This window comes from Clostridium fessum (assembly GCF_027698965.1).
GTDB lineage: Bacteria > Bacillota > Clostridia > Lachnospirales > Lachnospiraceae > Otoolea > Otoolea fessa.
Window position 1 is genome coordinate 94,825 of record NZ_JAQEQF010000002.1, and the last position, 14,712, is coordinate 109,536.

Sequence of the window (14,712 nt, forward strand, 5' to 3'; positions counted from 1 at the left end):
ATGAACGGTACGAAGCAAACGGTCAGGAAGGGAAATAGGGATGAGTCAGAATAAAGTAATCATAGTGGGAGCGGGAGCAGCCGGAATGACGGCTGCCATTTTTGCTGCCAGGGAGGGCGCACAGGTGGTTCTGCTGGAACATAAAGACCGGGTCGGCAAGAAGATCCTGTCTACCGGCAATGGACGCTGTAACCTTTCAAACCGTTTGCAGGAGCCGTTCTGCTACCGCAGTGGTCAGCCGGATTTTCCATGGAAGGCGCTTGGGACGTTTACGCTTCCGATGACACTGGAATATTTTGAGGATCTCGGCGTTTTGACGCGGGAACGGGACGGATATCTGTATCCATATTCCGGGCAGGCAAGCGCTGTTTTAGATGCACTCCGTCTGGGACTTGCGCGGGAGTCGGTTCAGGTGGTGACGGAATGTGATGTTTTCTCGATCACGCTGCGCGAAGATGCAAAACGTCGGTTTGAAGTGAAAACGTCCCAGGGGAGCTTTTCAGGCGAGGCGCTGATTCTGGCGTGCGGCAGCAAGGCGGCACCGGGTACAGGTTCGGATGGAAGCGGATATAAGCTGGCGAAACGGCTGGGACACCATATCATCAAGCCGCTTCCGGCACTGGTTCAGCTTCGTTGCCCGGAAAAGTTCTTTAAACAGCTCGCCGGAGTACGCGCGGATGCCTCTGTGATACTCTACAGCGATGGCAGAAAGCTGGCGGAGGACAAGGGCGAGGTGCAGCTTACGGATTATGGTATTTCGGGGATTCCGGTTTTCCAGGTCAGCCGCTTTGCGGCGCGCTCGCTCGATGAGGGACGGGATGTACGGGCGGTACTCAATTTTTATCCGGAATGCCCGGAAACGGAGACACGTCGGATATTAAAAGAGCGGAGTGAGCGCCTGAAAGAACGGCAGGTGGAGGACTTTTTTTCCGGCTGGATACATAAAAAACTGGCAGCTCTGTTTTTAAAACAGGCAGGAATCCGGCCAGATCGGACGGTTGGCAGCCTGACAGAGGCACAGATTCAGACGCTGGGGGATCTGCTCTGCCGGTTTGAGGTCAGCGTGAACGGTACAAATTCCTTTGAACAGGCACAGATCTGCTGCGGCGGCGTCGATGTGCGCGAGGTTGACGCACAGACGATGGAATCGAAGAAGGTAAAAGGGTTATATTTTGCCGGGGAGATTCTGGATGTCGATGGCATCTGCGGCGGTTATAATCTCCAGTGGGCGTGGAGCAGCGGTGCAGCAGCTGGAAAATGTGCTGGAAGGGAGTCAGATAAATGATACGAGTAAATCAGGTAAAACTGCCGATCAGCCACAGTGAGGCGGATCTTCGCAAGAAAACTGCCAAAATGATGGGAGTATCGGCAGATCAGATACAGTCGGTGGAGCTGGTGCGCCAGTCTCTGGATGCGCGCAAAAAGCCAGATCTGTACTATTTATATGCATTAGATGTTGCGGTGGCAGGGAAAGAGGCGGCGATTGTCAAACGTGCGCGCAGTGTAAATGTGCAGATCCGAAAGGAAGAGGCGTACCGCCTGCCCGATCCGGGAATAGAGCCGCTTCGGGAACGACCGGTAATCGTGGGCTTTGGTCCGGCAGGTATGTTTTGTGGTCTGATGTTGGCGCGTGCCGGATATCGCCCGCTTATTCTGGAACGGGGGCTGGATGCGGACAGCCGTGCAAAGGCGGTTGCACGCTATTGGACAGATGGAACGCTGGATCCGGAGTGCAATGTGCAGTTCGGCGAGGGCGGTGCCGGTACGTTTTCAGATGGAAAGCTGAATACGCTGGTCAAGGATCCGTCTGGGCGGAATAAGGAAGTGCTGAAAATCTTGGCGCAGGCGGGCGCGGATCCGACGATTACCTATGTGAACAAGCCGCACGTTGGAACGGATGTTCTGCGGACGGTGGTAAAGAATATTCGAAGTGAGATAGAGAGTCTGGGCGGTGAGGTACGGTTTGGCTGCCGTCTGGAGGACTTTGAGACACAGAATGGTCATTTGTGTTCCATCCGCGTCAGTGCCCGTAAAGGCACGTCGGAGGCAGTACGGACGGTGGAGGAGATTCCGGCATCGGCACTGGTGCTGGCGATCGGGCATAGCGCCCGCGATACGTTTGCGATGCTGGCAGAGAAACCGCTCGACATGCAGGCAAAGGCATTTGCGGTGGGACTGCGGATCCAGCACCCACAGACGCAGATCAACTTAAGCCAGTACGGACGGGAAGAAGCCGGGAATCTGGGGGCTGCCAGCTATAAGCTGACGGCACAGACCTCCGGAGGCAGGGGCGTATATTCTTTCTGTATGTGTCCGGGCGGCTTTGTTGTGGATGCATCCTCAGAGCCGGGACGGCTGGCAATCAACGGCATGAGCAACCATGATCGTGCCGGTGCAAACGCAAACAGCGCCCTGATTGTGACCGTTACACCGGAGGATTTTCCACAGCCGGGCACACTTGGCGGCGTGACGTTCCAGCGTCAGCTGGAGGAAGCGGCATACCGCTGCGGCGGCGGAAAAATCCCGGTACAGCTTTATGGAGATTTCCGGGAAAACCGGATTTCAACGGGATTTGGAGCAGTGACACCACAGTTTGAAGGGCAGTTTGCATTTGGAAATCTGCGGGAGGTGCTGCCGGAAGCGCTTTCGGCAGCGATGTTAGAGGGAATGGAACATTTTGGACATGTGATTCATGGCTTTGACCGTGAGGATGCGGTTTTTGCCGGAGTAGAGAGCCGGACCTCCTCGCCGCTGCGGATTCCGCGTGACCACGCGACGATGGAGAGCAGCACGATCGCGGGCATCTACCCATGCGGCGAAGGCGCTGGATATGCGGGCGGCATTACCTCGGCGGCGATGGATGGGATGAAGACGGCAGAGGCAATTATCACGAAGTATGCTATCCCCAAAATTAAATTGTGAGAGAGAATGGTTCAGCGGCTTTAGGCTTTATAGTAAGGATGTCTGCCTGTAGCTGCGAAGAAACAAGCATTATAAGAGGAGAAATGATAGATGAAACAGGAAAGAATTGACCGTATTAATACGTTATATCATAAGAGCCAGGCAGTTGGATTGACCGAAGAAGAGAAAAAAGAGCAGGCAGCGCTTCGGAAGGAGTACATTGAGTCAATCCGTGGAAATATGCGAGGACAGTTAAATTCGATACTGATTAAAGAGAAAGACGGTTCTATTACGGATCTGGGTAAGAAATACGGCGGCGTTACGGATACGAAGAATTAATTGAAGGGTAGAAGAGATGGTTATTCATTCATCTGGATCGCAGATATCAAAACAGGAGATTCGCGCATATGTCCTTCAAAAACGCCGGACTCTGCTGCCAGAAGAAAAACAACGATGGGATGAGGCGTTGTTAGAACGTCTCCACCCCCTCTTTCCATCAGCCGGGACGGCAGTGTATGCCTATACGAGTGTGCGCGGTGAGGCAAGTACAGAATATTTGATTGACGAGCTGTTAAAGCGCGGCTGCCGGGTAGCGCTGCCGCGGGTGTTTGGGCGTGAGATGCGTTTTTTCTATGTCACAGATCGGAGCCAGCTTGTGGCGGGGGCATATGGCATCCCGGAACCGGCGGACGGATGTCAGGAGGCAGATGCGCCGAAAGCGCTGGTGATCACGCCTGGCGTGGGGTTTTCCAAGGACGGAAACCGCATCGGTTATGGGGCGGGGTATTATGACCGCTTTTTTGCGGCAGAACCGGACCATATGGCGGTGGGACTCTGCTATGGATTCCAGTTGTTTCCGGCATTTGAAACCGAAAAGCACGATAAAAAAATGGCATATATTGTGACACCGGAGCAGACAATTAAAGTTTTGTAATGTCTGGCGCACTCGCGCGAAGCAGAAACATATCAAAGGCATACAGGAACAGAGCAGCCGTGTGGTAAACTCTGTTTTTGCTTCCAGATACATGAACCGGAATATTTTGTAAGAAACTGGAAAGGATTCTGGCAGGAATGGGACTTGCGAAAATGAGCGCCATATAGTAATATTATCTAATGTATGAAATATTAGGATTATTAGGATAATGAAAGAATAGTAAGGAGCAATACAATTTATGGATTTACATACAAACGATTCGTCCGAATCCGCAGCAGGCGTGTTTGTGTCTGACAAATGTCAGATTCCGGTGGGCGGTGTACCGCAGCAGGAACCGGAGCGCCAGCAGTATTATATGGCACTCTGCCGCCAGAAGGTACAGGAGATTTCGGACAAACTGGGGCGTCCGCTGACCTGCTTTATCTCGACGTTTGGATGTCAGATGAATGCACACGATTCAGAAAAGCTTCTCGGTATTCTGCTGGAAGCAGGATTTGTGGAAGGAACCAGTGAGGAATCGGATTTCGTCCTCTACAATACATGTACAGTCCGTGAAAATGCGAACCTGCGCGTGTATGGACGTTTAGGGTATCTTCACAGTCTCAAGAAAAAGAATCCGCACATGATGATCGCACTCTGCGGCTGCATGATGCAAGAGCCGGAGGTTGTAGAGAAATTAAAGAAGAGCTACCGCTTTGTGGACTTGATTTTCGGCACACACAATGTATATAAACTGGCAGAGCTGCTGGAACAGCGCTTTGAGACGGGGAAGATGGTCATCGATATCTGGAAAGGAACTGATAAGATCGTTGAGGATCTGCCGTCGGAGCGCAAATATACATTTAAGTCTGGCGTTAATATCATGTTTGGCTGCAACAATTTCTGCAGCTATTGCATCGTCCCGTATGTGCGCGGACGCGAGCGCAGCCGTGCGCCGGAGGACATCATCCGTGAGATTGAAGAGCTGGTTAAGAACGGCGTCGTGGAGATCATGCTGTTAGGGCAGAATGTCAATTCCTACGGAAAGAACCTGGAATCTCCAATTACCTTTGCAGAACTTCTGCGCCGGGTAGAGCGGATTGAGGGGCTTAAACGGATCCGTTTCATGACCTCCCATCCGAAGGATCTGTCGGATGAGCTGATCGAAGTGATGGCATCTTCCAAGAAGATCTGCCGCCATCTGCATCTGCCGCTTCAGTCGGGCAGCAGCGAGATCCTAAAGAAGATGAACCGCCATTACACGAAGGAGCAGTATCTGGAACTGACAGAGCGCATCCGCAAGGCGGTACCGGATATTTCCCTGACGACGGATATCATCGTTGGATTTCCGGGAGAGACGGAGGAAGATTTCGAGGAGACACTGGAGGTTGTGCGGAAAGTCCGCTACGACAGTGCATTTACCTTTATTTATTCGAAGCGCACCGGAACTCCGGCGGCAGCGATGGAAAATCAGGTTCCAGAAGAAGTTGTCAAAGAACGTTTCGACCGTCTGCTCGCAGAGGTACAGGCGATTTCCGCACAGGTCTGTGGACGAGATGTCCATACGGTGCAGGAGGTTCTGGTGGAGGAACCGGACAGTCACGTGGAGGGACTGGTAACCGGACGTATGTCCAATAACACAATCGTTCATTTCCCAGGTGGAAAAGAGCTGATTGGTAAAATTGTTAAAGTATATCTGAAGGAATCCAAGGGATTTTACTATATGGGATCCCTGGTAGATTAAGGAGGATAAATTTATGAAAAAGCATTATAAAGGATTGACGGTTCTGCTGTCAGCCTTCATGCTGGCAGGAAGTGCTTCCGTCGCATATGCAGGACCGGCAGATGACATTGCAAACGGTACAGTCGGTATGCCAAACACCGGTTCGTCAACATCGGCAGAGCAGTTCAACCAGGGAACCGGGCAGCAGGATGAGAACACGGCACTTCATGTCGGCGTCAATTATCTGTATAATGCGGAAGGCGATATTTCTGCATTTGCGATGGATTTGAAAAACTTTGAGGGGATCGGCGGCGTGTCCTACCGTGCATATACCAACACAGGCGGTTATCTGTGGTGGTACCATGACGGCATCCAGACCGGTGTGGTTGGTTCTGGAAGCTGGGTAGAGGCGATCCAGATTCAGCTTTCCGGTCAGGCTGAGAAGATGTACGATGTTTACTATAGCGTTACATCCAGTGGTCAGGGCAAGATGGGATATGCGAAGAACGGCGAAGTGGCTGGTACCGTGGATATCGGCGAGAAGATCCTTTCGATTGAAGTCGTATTAGTTCCGAAGGGAAGCGCAGGTCCGCAGAGTGCAGCACCGCGCTACAAATCAGCTGCTTCCAGCAGACTGAGCGTAGCAGAAAATGCAACGGTTATGTTCAATGAGGACGGAAGCGTATATAACGGCTGGCTTTCCGATGACTTTGTACGTTATTATTTTGAAAATGGCTACGCAAAGACCGGCTGGCAGTATATCGATGGTTACAAGTTCTACTTTGACTCCTGCGGTCGTCTGGTTCAGGATGTAGACAGCCTGATTGGCAAGCAGTCCGATTATCTCCTGAAGGTAAATAAGACACTGAACTGCCTGACGGTTTATGCAAAAGACGGCAATAACGGATATATTATTCCGGTGAAAGCGATGCTGACCTCCGTCGGTGATGATACGCCGATTGGAACTTTCAAGACACCGGAGAAATATCGCTGGAGACTGATGGTAAATGATACTTACACCCAGTATGCAACCCGTATCACACAGGGATTCCTGTTCCATTCGATTACATACGCAACCCCGAATGAGAATAACCTTCTGACCGTCGGCTATAATGGTCTGGGTGTTTCCCGTTCTTTAGGCTGTGTACGCCTGAACTGTAGAAACTCCAAGTGGGTATATGATAACTGCCATCTGGGAACGCCTGTACAGGTATACGAGGATGCCAATGTAGCATCTCCATTTGATAAGCCGGAGCTGGTACCGATCTCCGATCAGCAGACCTGGGATCCGACGGATCCGAAATTCAACTAAAATAAAACGACAGCGGTCTGTCCGGTCTGGCATTCAGATGAGTGAAGTGCCGGAAAACGGGCGGATCGCGATGAAGAGAGGTAAATTGTGGCACTTTCACCAATGATGACTCATTATCTGGAGACGAAAAAACAGTATCCGGACTGTATTCTGTTTTATCGTCTTGGCGATTTCTATGAGATGTTTTTTGAGGATGCCCAGACTGTTTCGAAAGAACTGGAACTTACCCTGACTGGAAAAGACTGCGGACTGGAGGAGCGCGCGCCTATGTGCGGCGTTCCTTATCATGCCGTAGAGGGTTATTTGAGCCGTCTCGTCCAGAAGGGCTATAAGGTCGCCATCGCAGAGCAGATGGAGGATCCGAAACAGGCAAAGGGACTTGTAAAGCGGGAGGTAATCCGGGTGGTGACGCCGGGAACCCTGACAAATTCACAGGTTCTGGAGGAATCAAAAAACAATTACCTGATGGGAATTGTATACATAGACGGTGTATTCGGCGTTTCGACGGTTGATGTCAGCACGGGCGACTATCTTGTGACGGAGGTTCGCAACGAGCGCAGTCTGTTAGATGAAATTTATAAATTTTCGCCGTCGGAGCTTATCTGCAACGAGGCTTTTTACATGTCAGGAATCGATTTAGAGGACTTGAAAGTACGGTTAAACGCCGTGATCTCAGCACTTGAAAATCGGTTCTTTTCTGATGATTCCTGCCGGAGAATCCTGCGGGAACATTTTCATGTAGAGCACCTGGAAGCGTTGGGACTGGCGGACTATGAGACGGGCGCGATTGCGGCGGGCGCTGTCCTGCAGTATCTGTATGAGACGCAGAAAAATACACTGGAACACCTGACGCGCCTGACTGTCTATACGACCGGACAGTTTATGATGCTGGATACGTCCACGCGCCGGAACCTGGAGCTTACTGAGACGCTCCGGGAAAAGCAGAAGCGGGGCACACTTCTCTGGGTGCTTGATAAGACGAAAACGGCGATGGGCGCCCGTATGCTGCGGACACTTGTGGAGCAGCCGCTCATCAGCCGGGAGGAGATCCTGCGCCGCCAGAATGCGATCGAAGAGCTGAACATGAACTATATCAGCCGTGAGGAGCTGTGCGAATATCTGAATCCGATCTATGATCTCGAACGTCTGATCGGACGCATCAGTTACCGGACGGCAAATCCGCGCGATCTCATCGCGTTTGGCAATTCACTGGCGATGCTTCCGTATATCAAACAGATTTTGAAGGAGTTTTCAGGCGAGCTGCTTAAAAACCTGGAAGCCGCTCTGGATCCGCTGGCAGATTTGAAGGAATTGATTGATAAGGCGATCGTGGAAGAGCCGCCGATCACGGTGCGCGAGGGCGGCATCATCAAGGAAGGCTACCATGAGGAGGCAGACCGTCTGCGTCATGCAAAGACAGAAGGAAAAGACTGGCTGGCACAGTTAGAGCAGAGCGAGCGTGAAAAGACAGGCATCAAAAACCTGAAAGTCAAGTTCAATAAGGTATTTGGCTACTATTTTGAGGTGACTAATTCCTTTAAGGATCTAGTGCCGGATTATTTCATCCGTAAACAGACCCTGACAAACGCAGAGCGCTATACGACCGACCGGCTGAAAGAGCTGGAAGATATCATTCTCGGCGCCGAGGACAAGCTGGTTTCTCTGGAATATGATCTGTTCTGCCAGGTGCGCGACCAGATCGCGGGCGAGGTAAACCGGATTCAGAGTACCGCCCGTGCGATCGCGATGACGGATGTGCTGGCGTCTCTGTCGGTGGTGGCGACGCGTTACAATTACGTGAAACCTCATATCAACGAAAAGGGCATCATCCGCATCAAAAACGGACGTCATCCGGTCGTAGAGCGCATGATGGGCGGCGAGATGTTTGTCGCCAATGACACATATTTAGACAACGGAAAGAACCGGATTTCGATCATTACCGGTCCGAACATGGCTGGTAAGTCAACTTATATGCGTCAGACGGCGCTGATCACGCTGATGGCGCAGATCGGAAGCTTCGTCCCGGCGGATGAGGCGGATATTGGTCTCTGCGACCGTATTTTTACCCGTGTGGGCGCTTCGGACGATCTGGCATCCGGTCAGAGTACCTTCATGGTGGAGATGACCGAGGTTGCGAATATCCTGCGGAATGCGACGAAAAACAGCCTTCTGATTCTCGATGAGATCGGGCGCGGTACGAGTACCTTCGATGGCCTTTCGATCGCCTGGGCGGTTGTGGAGTATATTAGTAATACGAAGATTCTGGGTGCTAAGACGCTGTTTGCAACACATTACCATGAACTGACAGAGCTGGAAGGAACCTTAAGCGGCGTCAACAACTACTGTATTGCGGTCAAGGAACAGGGCGACGATATCGTCTTCCTGCGTAAAATCGTGAAGGGTGGCGCCGATAAGAGCTACGGCATCCAGGTGGCGAAGCTTGCAGGCGTTCCGGCTCCGGTCATCGATCGGGCAAAAGAACTGGTGGAAGAATTGAGCGATGCCGACATTACAGCGCGTGCGAAGGAGATTGCAGAAAATGGTCCGGGAACCCAGACGCGCAAAAAGGTGGCAAAACCGGACGAGGTAGATCTGCAGCAGATGTCGATCTTTGACACGGTCAATGAGGACGATATCATCAAGGAGATCATGGAACTGGAAGTAAACCGGATGTCTCCGCTGGATGCGCTCAATACATTAGATAAGCTGCAAGCGAAGCTGAAAAACCGGTGGATGCACCAGTAAAAAAGAGTTTAGGAAGGATGTGGAGGAGATAGATGGCTGCGATTCAGGTCTTGGATTCCAATACAATCAATCAGATTGCAGCCGGCGAGGTCATTGAACGGCCGGCGTCGGTTGTCAAGGAGCTTTTGGAGAATGCGATCGATTCGAAGGCGACGGCGATCACGGTGGAGATTCAGGGCGGCGGTCTGCAGACGATCCGGGTGACGGATAACGGAAGCGGCATTGTGCGCGAGGAGATCCCACTGGCATTTAAGCGCCATGCGACCAGCAAGATCCGGACGGCGTCGGATTTGTTTCAGGTGGCATCGTTAGGGTTCCGCGGCGAGGCGCTGGCGTCGATCGCGTCGGTGGCGAAGGTGGAACTGATCACGAAAACAAACGATTCGATCAGCGGTTCCCGTTACCGCATCGAAGGCGGCGAGGAACTGGGACTGGAGGAGGTCGGTGCGCCGGAAGGTACGACCTTTATCGCCAGAGATCTGTTCTACAATACACCGGTACGCCGGAAGTTTTTAAAGACGCCGGCGACAGAAGGGTCCCATGTGGCAGATTTAGTCGAAAAGATTGCCCTGTCGCATCCGGAAATCTCCATCCGTTTCATCAATAACAACCAGAGCCGTCTCCATACCTCTGGAAATCATAACTTAAAAGATATAATTTATGCGGTCTTTGGACGCGAGATCACGGCAAACCTGATTGAGGTGGATGCCGGAGCTGATCCGATCCGGGTAGGCGGCTTCATCGGTAAGCCGCTGATCGCGCGTGGCAACCGCACGTATGAAAATTATTTCATCAACGGACGCTATATCAAGAGCAGTATCATCGGAAAGGCGATCGAGGACGCATATAAACCGTTCATGATGCAGCACAAGTATCCATTTACGATGCTGCAATTTACGATCGATCCGTCGTATATTGACGTCAACGTCCATCCGGCGAAGATGGAGATCCGTTTCAGGGACGGCGAACAGATCTACCGGACGGTCTACCATACGATCGCGATGGCACTCGCTAACCGGGAACTGATTCCGGCGGTTTCGCTGGAGAATGAGAAGAATGCAGAGAAAGAGCTGAAGATTCCGGGGCTGGAAAAGGGAGTGCTGCCGGAGCTTCCAACCAGAAAGATGGAAAGCAGTCAGGGCAGCCGTCCGTCCTTAAAACCGGTCCGTATCCGTGAGGAACATCCGGAACCGTTTGAGACGAAACGTCTGGGAGCGTCGCAGGCAGAAATGATGTCGGTCTCGGAAGATATGCCGGGATATGGGGCTGAAAACGGCAGCGGATCAAATGTGGCTGTGTCAGGAACGGGGCAGTTCGATGAAGTGTTTGGAAGAACCGACACAACCGGCAGAGTTGAAAATGTTTCAATTAATACAGAGTCAGATCTGCCAGAGCCGGCCACGTCAGCGCCTTCCAGCGAATCCATCTCAGCTTCAGCGGGGCAAACTGCATCTCCTGCATCTGTTTCAACGGGATCGACCCAGTCCGCCCCATCTGAAAAGCCCCGTCAGATGGATCTGTTTGAAGATAAACTCCTGACCAAACCGGCGCGTGCGAACCACCGCCTGATTGGACAGCTGTTTGACACATACTGGCTGGTGGAGTATCATGATAATCTGTACATCATTGATCAGCATGCGGCGCATGAGAAAATCCTCTATGAGCGGACGATGGCATCCCTTCAAAAGAGGGAGTACACCTCCCAGATGATCGATCCGCCGATCATTTTGAGTCTCAACAGCAGTGAGCAGCTCAAATTAGAGCAGTATATGGAACATTTTACCTCGATTGGATTTGAGATTGAGCCGTTTGGCGGCAAGGAGTACGCGGTGCGTGCCGTTCCGGCGAACCTCTTTTCCGTCGCAAAACGCGAGCTTCTGATGGAGATGATCGACGATCTGGCGGAGGGCAATGGAAGCGGAACCCCGGATCTCATCAATGAGCGTGTGGCGACGATGTCGTGTAAGGCGGCGGTCAAGGGCAATCACACATTATCATTTGCCGAAGCGGACAAGCTGATCGATGAGCTTCTGGAACTCAAAAATCCGTATGCGTGCCCACATGGACGCCCAACGATCATATCGATGAGCAAATATGAGTTGGAGAAGAAATTCAAACGGATTGTATAACCCATTAAAAGGAGAGAAAGTCTTATGGGAAATCTGGAACAAGCGGCTGAAAAAAAGCCCCTGATTGTCCTGACCGGACCGACAGCAGTCGGAAAAACGGCGCTGTCCATTCAGCTTGCCAGGCGGATCGGCGGCGAGATCATCAGCGCGGATTCGATGCAGGTGTACCGCCACATGGATATCGGTACGGCAAAGATACGCCTGGAGGAGATGGACGGTGTGCCGCACCATCTGATCGATATTTTAGAGCCGACTGAGGATTTCAATGTCGTGCGGTTTCAGGCGCTTGCCCGCGCGGCGGCGGAAGATATTTACAGCCGCGGAAAAATTCCGATCGTGGCAGGTGGAACCGGCTTTTATATTCAGGCACTGCTCAATGATATTGATTTCACCCAGATCGACGAAAATACGCAGTTTCGGGAGGAGATGGAACGCCTGGCAGCCGAACAGGGGGCGGAAGTCCTGCATGAGCGCCTGCGGGCGGTCGATCCAGAATCGGCGGAGGCGATCCACGCAAACAATGTAAAACGTGTGATCCGCGCGCTGGAATATTATGAGCAGACGGGCGAGAAGATTTCTGCCCACAATGAGGCGGAGCGGGCAAAGACTTCACCGTACCATTTCTTCTATTATGTATTAAATACCAATCGGACGGTTCTTTATGAGCGGATCGAGAAGCGGATCGATGAGATGATGGAAGAGGGACTGGTCGAGGAAGTGAGGCAGCTGCAGGCGATGGGCTGTCGCCGTGATTCAGTGGCGATGCAGGGACTTGGATATAAAGAAATTCTGGCATATTTAAATGGCGAAATGTCATTGGAGACAGCGGTCAATATCCTGAAACGCGATACGCGCCATTTTGCGAAACGTCAGCTTACCTGGTTCCGGCGGGAACGCGACGTGCGTTTCTTATATTTGCCGGAATTTGATAATGACCGGGAACGCGTGCTGGAACATATTCTGCAGGAATTAGCGGCGGAAGCGGGTATTATGGAGTGTGATTCATAAGATGGATGGAACACTCTAAATTATAAGTTGTAAAAATCAAGAAAAGTTAAAGAAACAAAAAAAGAATTATAGAATAACCGTAACTGTTCAGTAGGTCTGCGCATTTACTGCGCTGACCGTACGAAAACATGGGTCAGCAGGCAAAAATCCCATTGCCGTAGGCAATTTTTAATGGATTTTTGCGCGTGACTGTGAAGGTACTGAACAGTTACGAATAACCGACAACAGGAAAGGAAGCACCATGGAGTTAGAGAAAATGTATGGCGACCTCGGTATTTCGAAAGAAGTGCTTGAATATGGAGCCAGAATCGAAGCGGCTCTGGAAGACCGTTTCACAGAGATCGATGGCAATGCAGAGTACAATCAGTTAAAGGTAATCGCTGCGATGCAGAAAAACCGCGTCAGCGATATTCATTTTTCCGGTACAACCGGATATGGTTACAACGACCTCGGACGTGAGACGCTGGAACAGGTATATGCGGATGTATTCCACACTGAGGACGCGCTGGTGCGCCCGCAGATCGTGTGCGGAACGCACGCGCTCTACACGGCATTAGCCGGAAACCTGCGCCCGGGCGACGAGCTGCTTTCGCCGGTGGGAAAACCGTATGATACTCTGGAGGAAGTGATCGGCATCCGCGAGTCCAACGGTTCCCTGCGGGAGTACGGCATTTCATACCGTCAGGTTGACCTGCTGCCGGACGGAACCTTCGATTACGACGGCATCCGCGCGGCGATCAACGAGAAGACAAAACTGGTAACCATCCAGCGTTCCAAGGGATACGCATCCCGTCCAACCCTCTCGGCAGAGCAGATCGGTGAACTGATTGCATTTGTTAAATCCATCAAACCGGAAGTGATCTGTATGGTAGACAACTGCTATGGCGAATTCGTTGAGCGGATCGAACCGAGCGATCTCGGTGCGGACATGGTAGTCGGTTCCCTGATCAAAAACCCGGGCGGCGGACTGGCGCCGATCGGCGGCTATATCGCCGGAACCAAACAGTGCATCGAAAATGCAGCGTACCGCCTTGGTTCTCCGGGACTCGGACGGGAGGTCGGCGCGAGTCTTGGCGTCAACCAGTCCTTCTTCCAGGGACTTTTCCTGGCACCGACCGTTGTATCCGGCGCATTAAAGGGAGCTATCTTTGCGGCAAACGTCTATGAGCGCCTGGGCTTTGATGTGGTTCCGAACAGCACGGAACCGCGCTATGATATCATTCAGGCGATCACGTTTGGAAAACCGGAGGGTGTTATTGCGTTCTGCCAGGGCATTCAGGCGGCGGCGCCGGTTGACAGCTATGTATCGCCGGAACCGTGGGATATGCCGGGGTATGATTCCCAGGTTATTATGGCAGCAGGTGCCTTTATCCAGGGATCCTCGATAGAGCTTTCCGCGGATGGTCCGATCAAACCGCCGTACAGCGTATTCTTCCAGGGCGGACTGACCTGGTACCATGCGAAGTTAGGCATTTTAATGTCCCTGCAGAAGCTTCTGGATGCAGACATAGTAAAACCTGAGCAGCTCAAAATCGACTAGAAATGACGTTTTTTGAATGATTTTGTAATTAATTTTAAGAAAACTTTAAAAAAAAATCTGCCGGACTGTCTATACACATTCCGGCAGTTTGTGCTAAGATAATAAAGATTATAGAAAGGGACGGTATTCGGTATCATGAATCGAGCAAAAAATTTCTGGATTCTTCTGCTGCTCCTGATGACAGGGATTGTGTTAGGTGGATTTATCGGAAATATGGCATCCGGCGTCAGGGGACTGTCGTGGCTGAATTACGGACAATCCTTCGGTCTGATGGACCCGGTTGTTCTTGATTTAGTAATCCTGGTTATCACGTTTGGTCTGTCAATCCGGGTGACGATGGCGAGCATCATCGGCGTTGTCATTGCACTGATTGCATATCGTCTGATTTAATCAAAGAATCCCGCCAGGCGGGAATGGCTTTCTGTATGCAGAGGAGAGGCA

At 51.7% G+C, this 14,712-nt stretch carries 11 protein-coding genes; all 11 read left to right on the top strand.

Going from position 1 to position 14,712, the window contains the following annotated elements; genetic code table 11:
- Positions 1-40 precede the first annotated feature (40 nt).
- On the top strand, positions 41-1,285 hold the full coding sequence (locus tag PG862_RS03130; protein ID WP_118637381.1) for a BaiN/RdsA family NAD(P)/FAD-dependent oxidoreductase: 1,245 nt from the start codon (positions 41-43) through the stop codon (positions 1,283-1,285).
- Entirely contained in the window at positions 1,282-2,922 is a 1,641-nt protein-coding gene (locus tag PG862_RS03135) for an NAD(P)/FAD-dependent oxidoreductase (protein ID WP_270706462.1), read from the top strand. Before PG862_RS03130 ends, PG862_RS03135 begins: the two co-directional genes overlap by 4 nt.
- Before the next feature lie 90 nt (positions 2,923-3,012).
- On the top strand, positions 3,013-3,240 hold the full coding sequence (locus tag PG862_RS03140) for a DUF896 domain-containing protein (RefSeq protein ID WP_022359502.1): 228 nt from the start codon (positions 3,013-3,015) through the stop codon (positions 3,238-3,240).
- Positions 3,241-3,256: 16 nt separating this feature from the next.
- Entirely contained in the window at positions 3,257-3,835 is a 579-nt protein-coding gene (locus tag PG862_RS03145) for a 5-formyltetrahydrofolate cyclo-ligase (protein WP_117795338.1), read from the top strand.
- A gap of 355 nt (positions 3,836-4,190) precedes the next feature.
- Positions 4,191-5,558, top strand: a complete 1,368-nt coding sequence (gene miaB, locus PG862_RS03150) for a tRNA (N6-isopentenyl adenosine(37)-C2)-methylthiotransferase MiaB (RefSeq protein ID WP_333523587.1) — start codon at positions 4,191-4,193, stop codon at positions 5,556-5,558.
- A 13-nt stretch (positions 5,559-5,571) separates the two neighbouring features.
- The gene (locus PG862_RS03155) at positions 5,572-6,849 is read left to right on the top strand and encodes a L,D-transpeptidase family protein (RefSeq protein WP_118491366.1); all 1,278 of its coding nucleotides are present in this window, start codon (positions 5,572-5,574) and stop codon (positions 6,847-6,849) included.
- Between the two features lie 102 nt (positions 6,850-6,951).
- Complete coding sequence (mutS, locus tag PG862_RS03160; RefSeq protein ID WP_106999844.1) at positions 6,952-9,594, top strand: DNA mismatch repair protein MutS; 2,643 nt, start codon at positions 6,952-6,954, stop codon at positions 9,592-9,594.
- Positions 9,595-9,626: 32 nt separating this feature from the next.
- Positions 9,627-11,723: a DNA mismatch repair endonuclease MutL gene (gene mutL, locus PG862_RS03165; RefSeq protein ID WP_270706464.1), complete on the top strand. Its 2,097-nt coding sequence runs from the start codon at positions 9,627-9,629 to the stop codon at positions 11,721-11,723.
- Between the two features lie 24 nt (positions 11,724-11,747).
- Complete coding sequence (miaA, locus tag PG862_RS03170) at positions 11,748-12,731, top strand: tRNA (adenosine(37)-N6)-dimethylallyltransferase MiaA (RefSeq protein WP_270706465.1); 984 nt, start codon at positions 11,748-11,750, stop codon at positions 12,729-12,731.
- A gap of 241 nt (positions 12,732-12,972) precedes the next feature.
- A complete protein-coding gene (locus tag PG862_RS03175; RefSeq protein ID WP_270706466.1) occupies positions 12,973-14,271 on the top strand; it encodes a methionine gamma-lyase family protein in 1,299 nt (432 codons plus the stop codon).
- A gap of 135 nt (positions 14,272-14,406) precedes the next feature.
- Positions 14,407-14,661, top strand: a complete 255-nt coding sequence (locus PG862_RS03180) for a DUF4321 domain-containing protein (protein WP_270706467.1) — start codon at positions 14,407-14,409, stop codon at positions 14,659-14,661.
- Positions 14,662-14,712: the final 51 nt, after the last annotated feature.

Excerpts from the sequence above, each read along its gene's own strand:
- PG862_RS03130 (WP_118637381.1), top strand. The coding sequence starts at position 41 with ATGAGTCAGAATAAAGTAATCATAGTGGGAGCGGGAGCAGCCGGAATG.
- PG862_RS03135 (WP_270706462.1), top strand. The coding sequence starts at position 1,282 with ATGATACGAGTAAATCAGGTAAAACTGCCGATCAGCCACAGTGAGGCG.
- PG862_RS03140 (WP_022359502.1), top strand. The coding sequence starts at position 3,013 with ATGAAACAGGAAAGAATTGACCGTATTAATACGTTATATCATAAGAGC.
- PG862_RS03145 (WP_117795338.1), top strand. The coding sequence starts at position 3,257 with ATGGTTATTCATTCATCTGGATCGCAGATATCAAAACAGGAGATTCGC.
- miaB (WP_333523587.1), top strand. The coding sequence starts at position 4,191 with ATGGCACTCTGCCGCCAGAAGGTACAGGAGATTTCGGACAAACTGGGG.
- PG862_RS03155 (WP_118491366.1), top strand. The coding sequence starts at position 5,572 with ATGAAAAAGCATTATAAAGGATTGACGGTTCTGCTGTCAGCCTTCATG.
- mutS (WP_106999844.1), top strand. The coding sequence starts at position 6,952 with ATGATGACTCATTATCTGGAGACGAAAAAACAGTATCCGGACTGTATT.
- mutL (WP_270706464.1), top strand. The coding sequence starts at position 9,627 with ATGGCTGCGATTCAGGTCTTGGATTCCAATACAATCAATCAGATTGCA.
- miaA (WP_270706465.1), top strand. The coding sequence starts at position 11,748 with ATGGGAAATCTGGAACAAGCGGCTGAAAAAAAGCCCCTGATTGTCCTG.
- PG862_RS03175 (WP_270706466.1), top strand. The coding sequence starts at position 12,973 with ATGGAGTTAGAGAAAATGTATGGCGACCTCGGTATTTCGAAAGAAGTG.
- PG862_RS03180 (WP_270706467.1), top strand. The coding sequence starts at position 14,407 with ATGAATCGAGCAAAAAATTTCTGGATTCTTCTGCTGCTCCTGATGACA.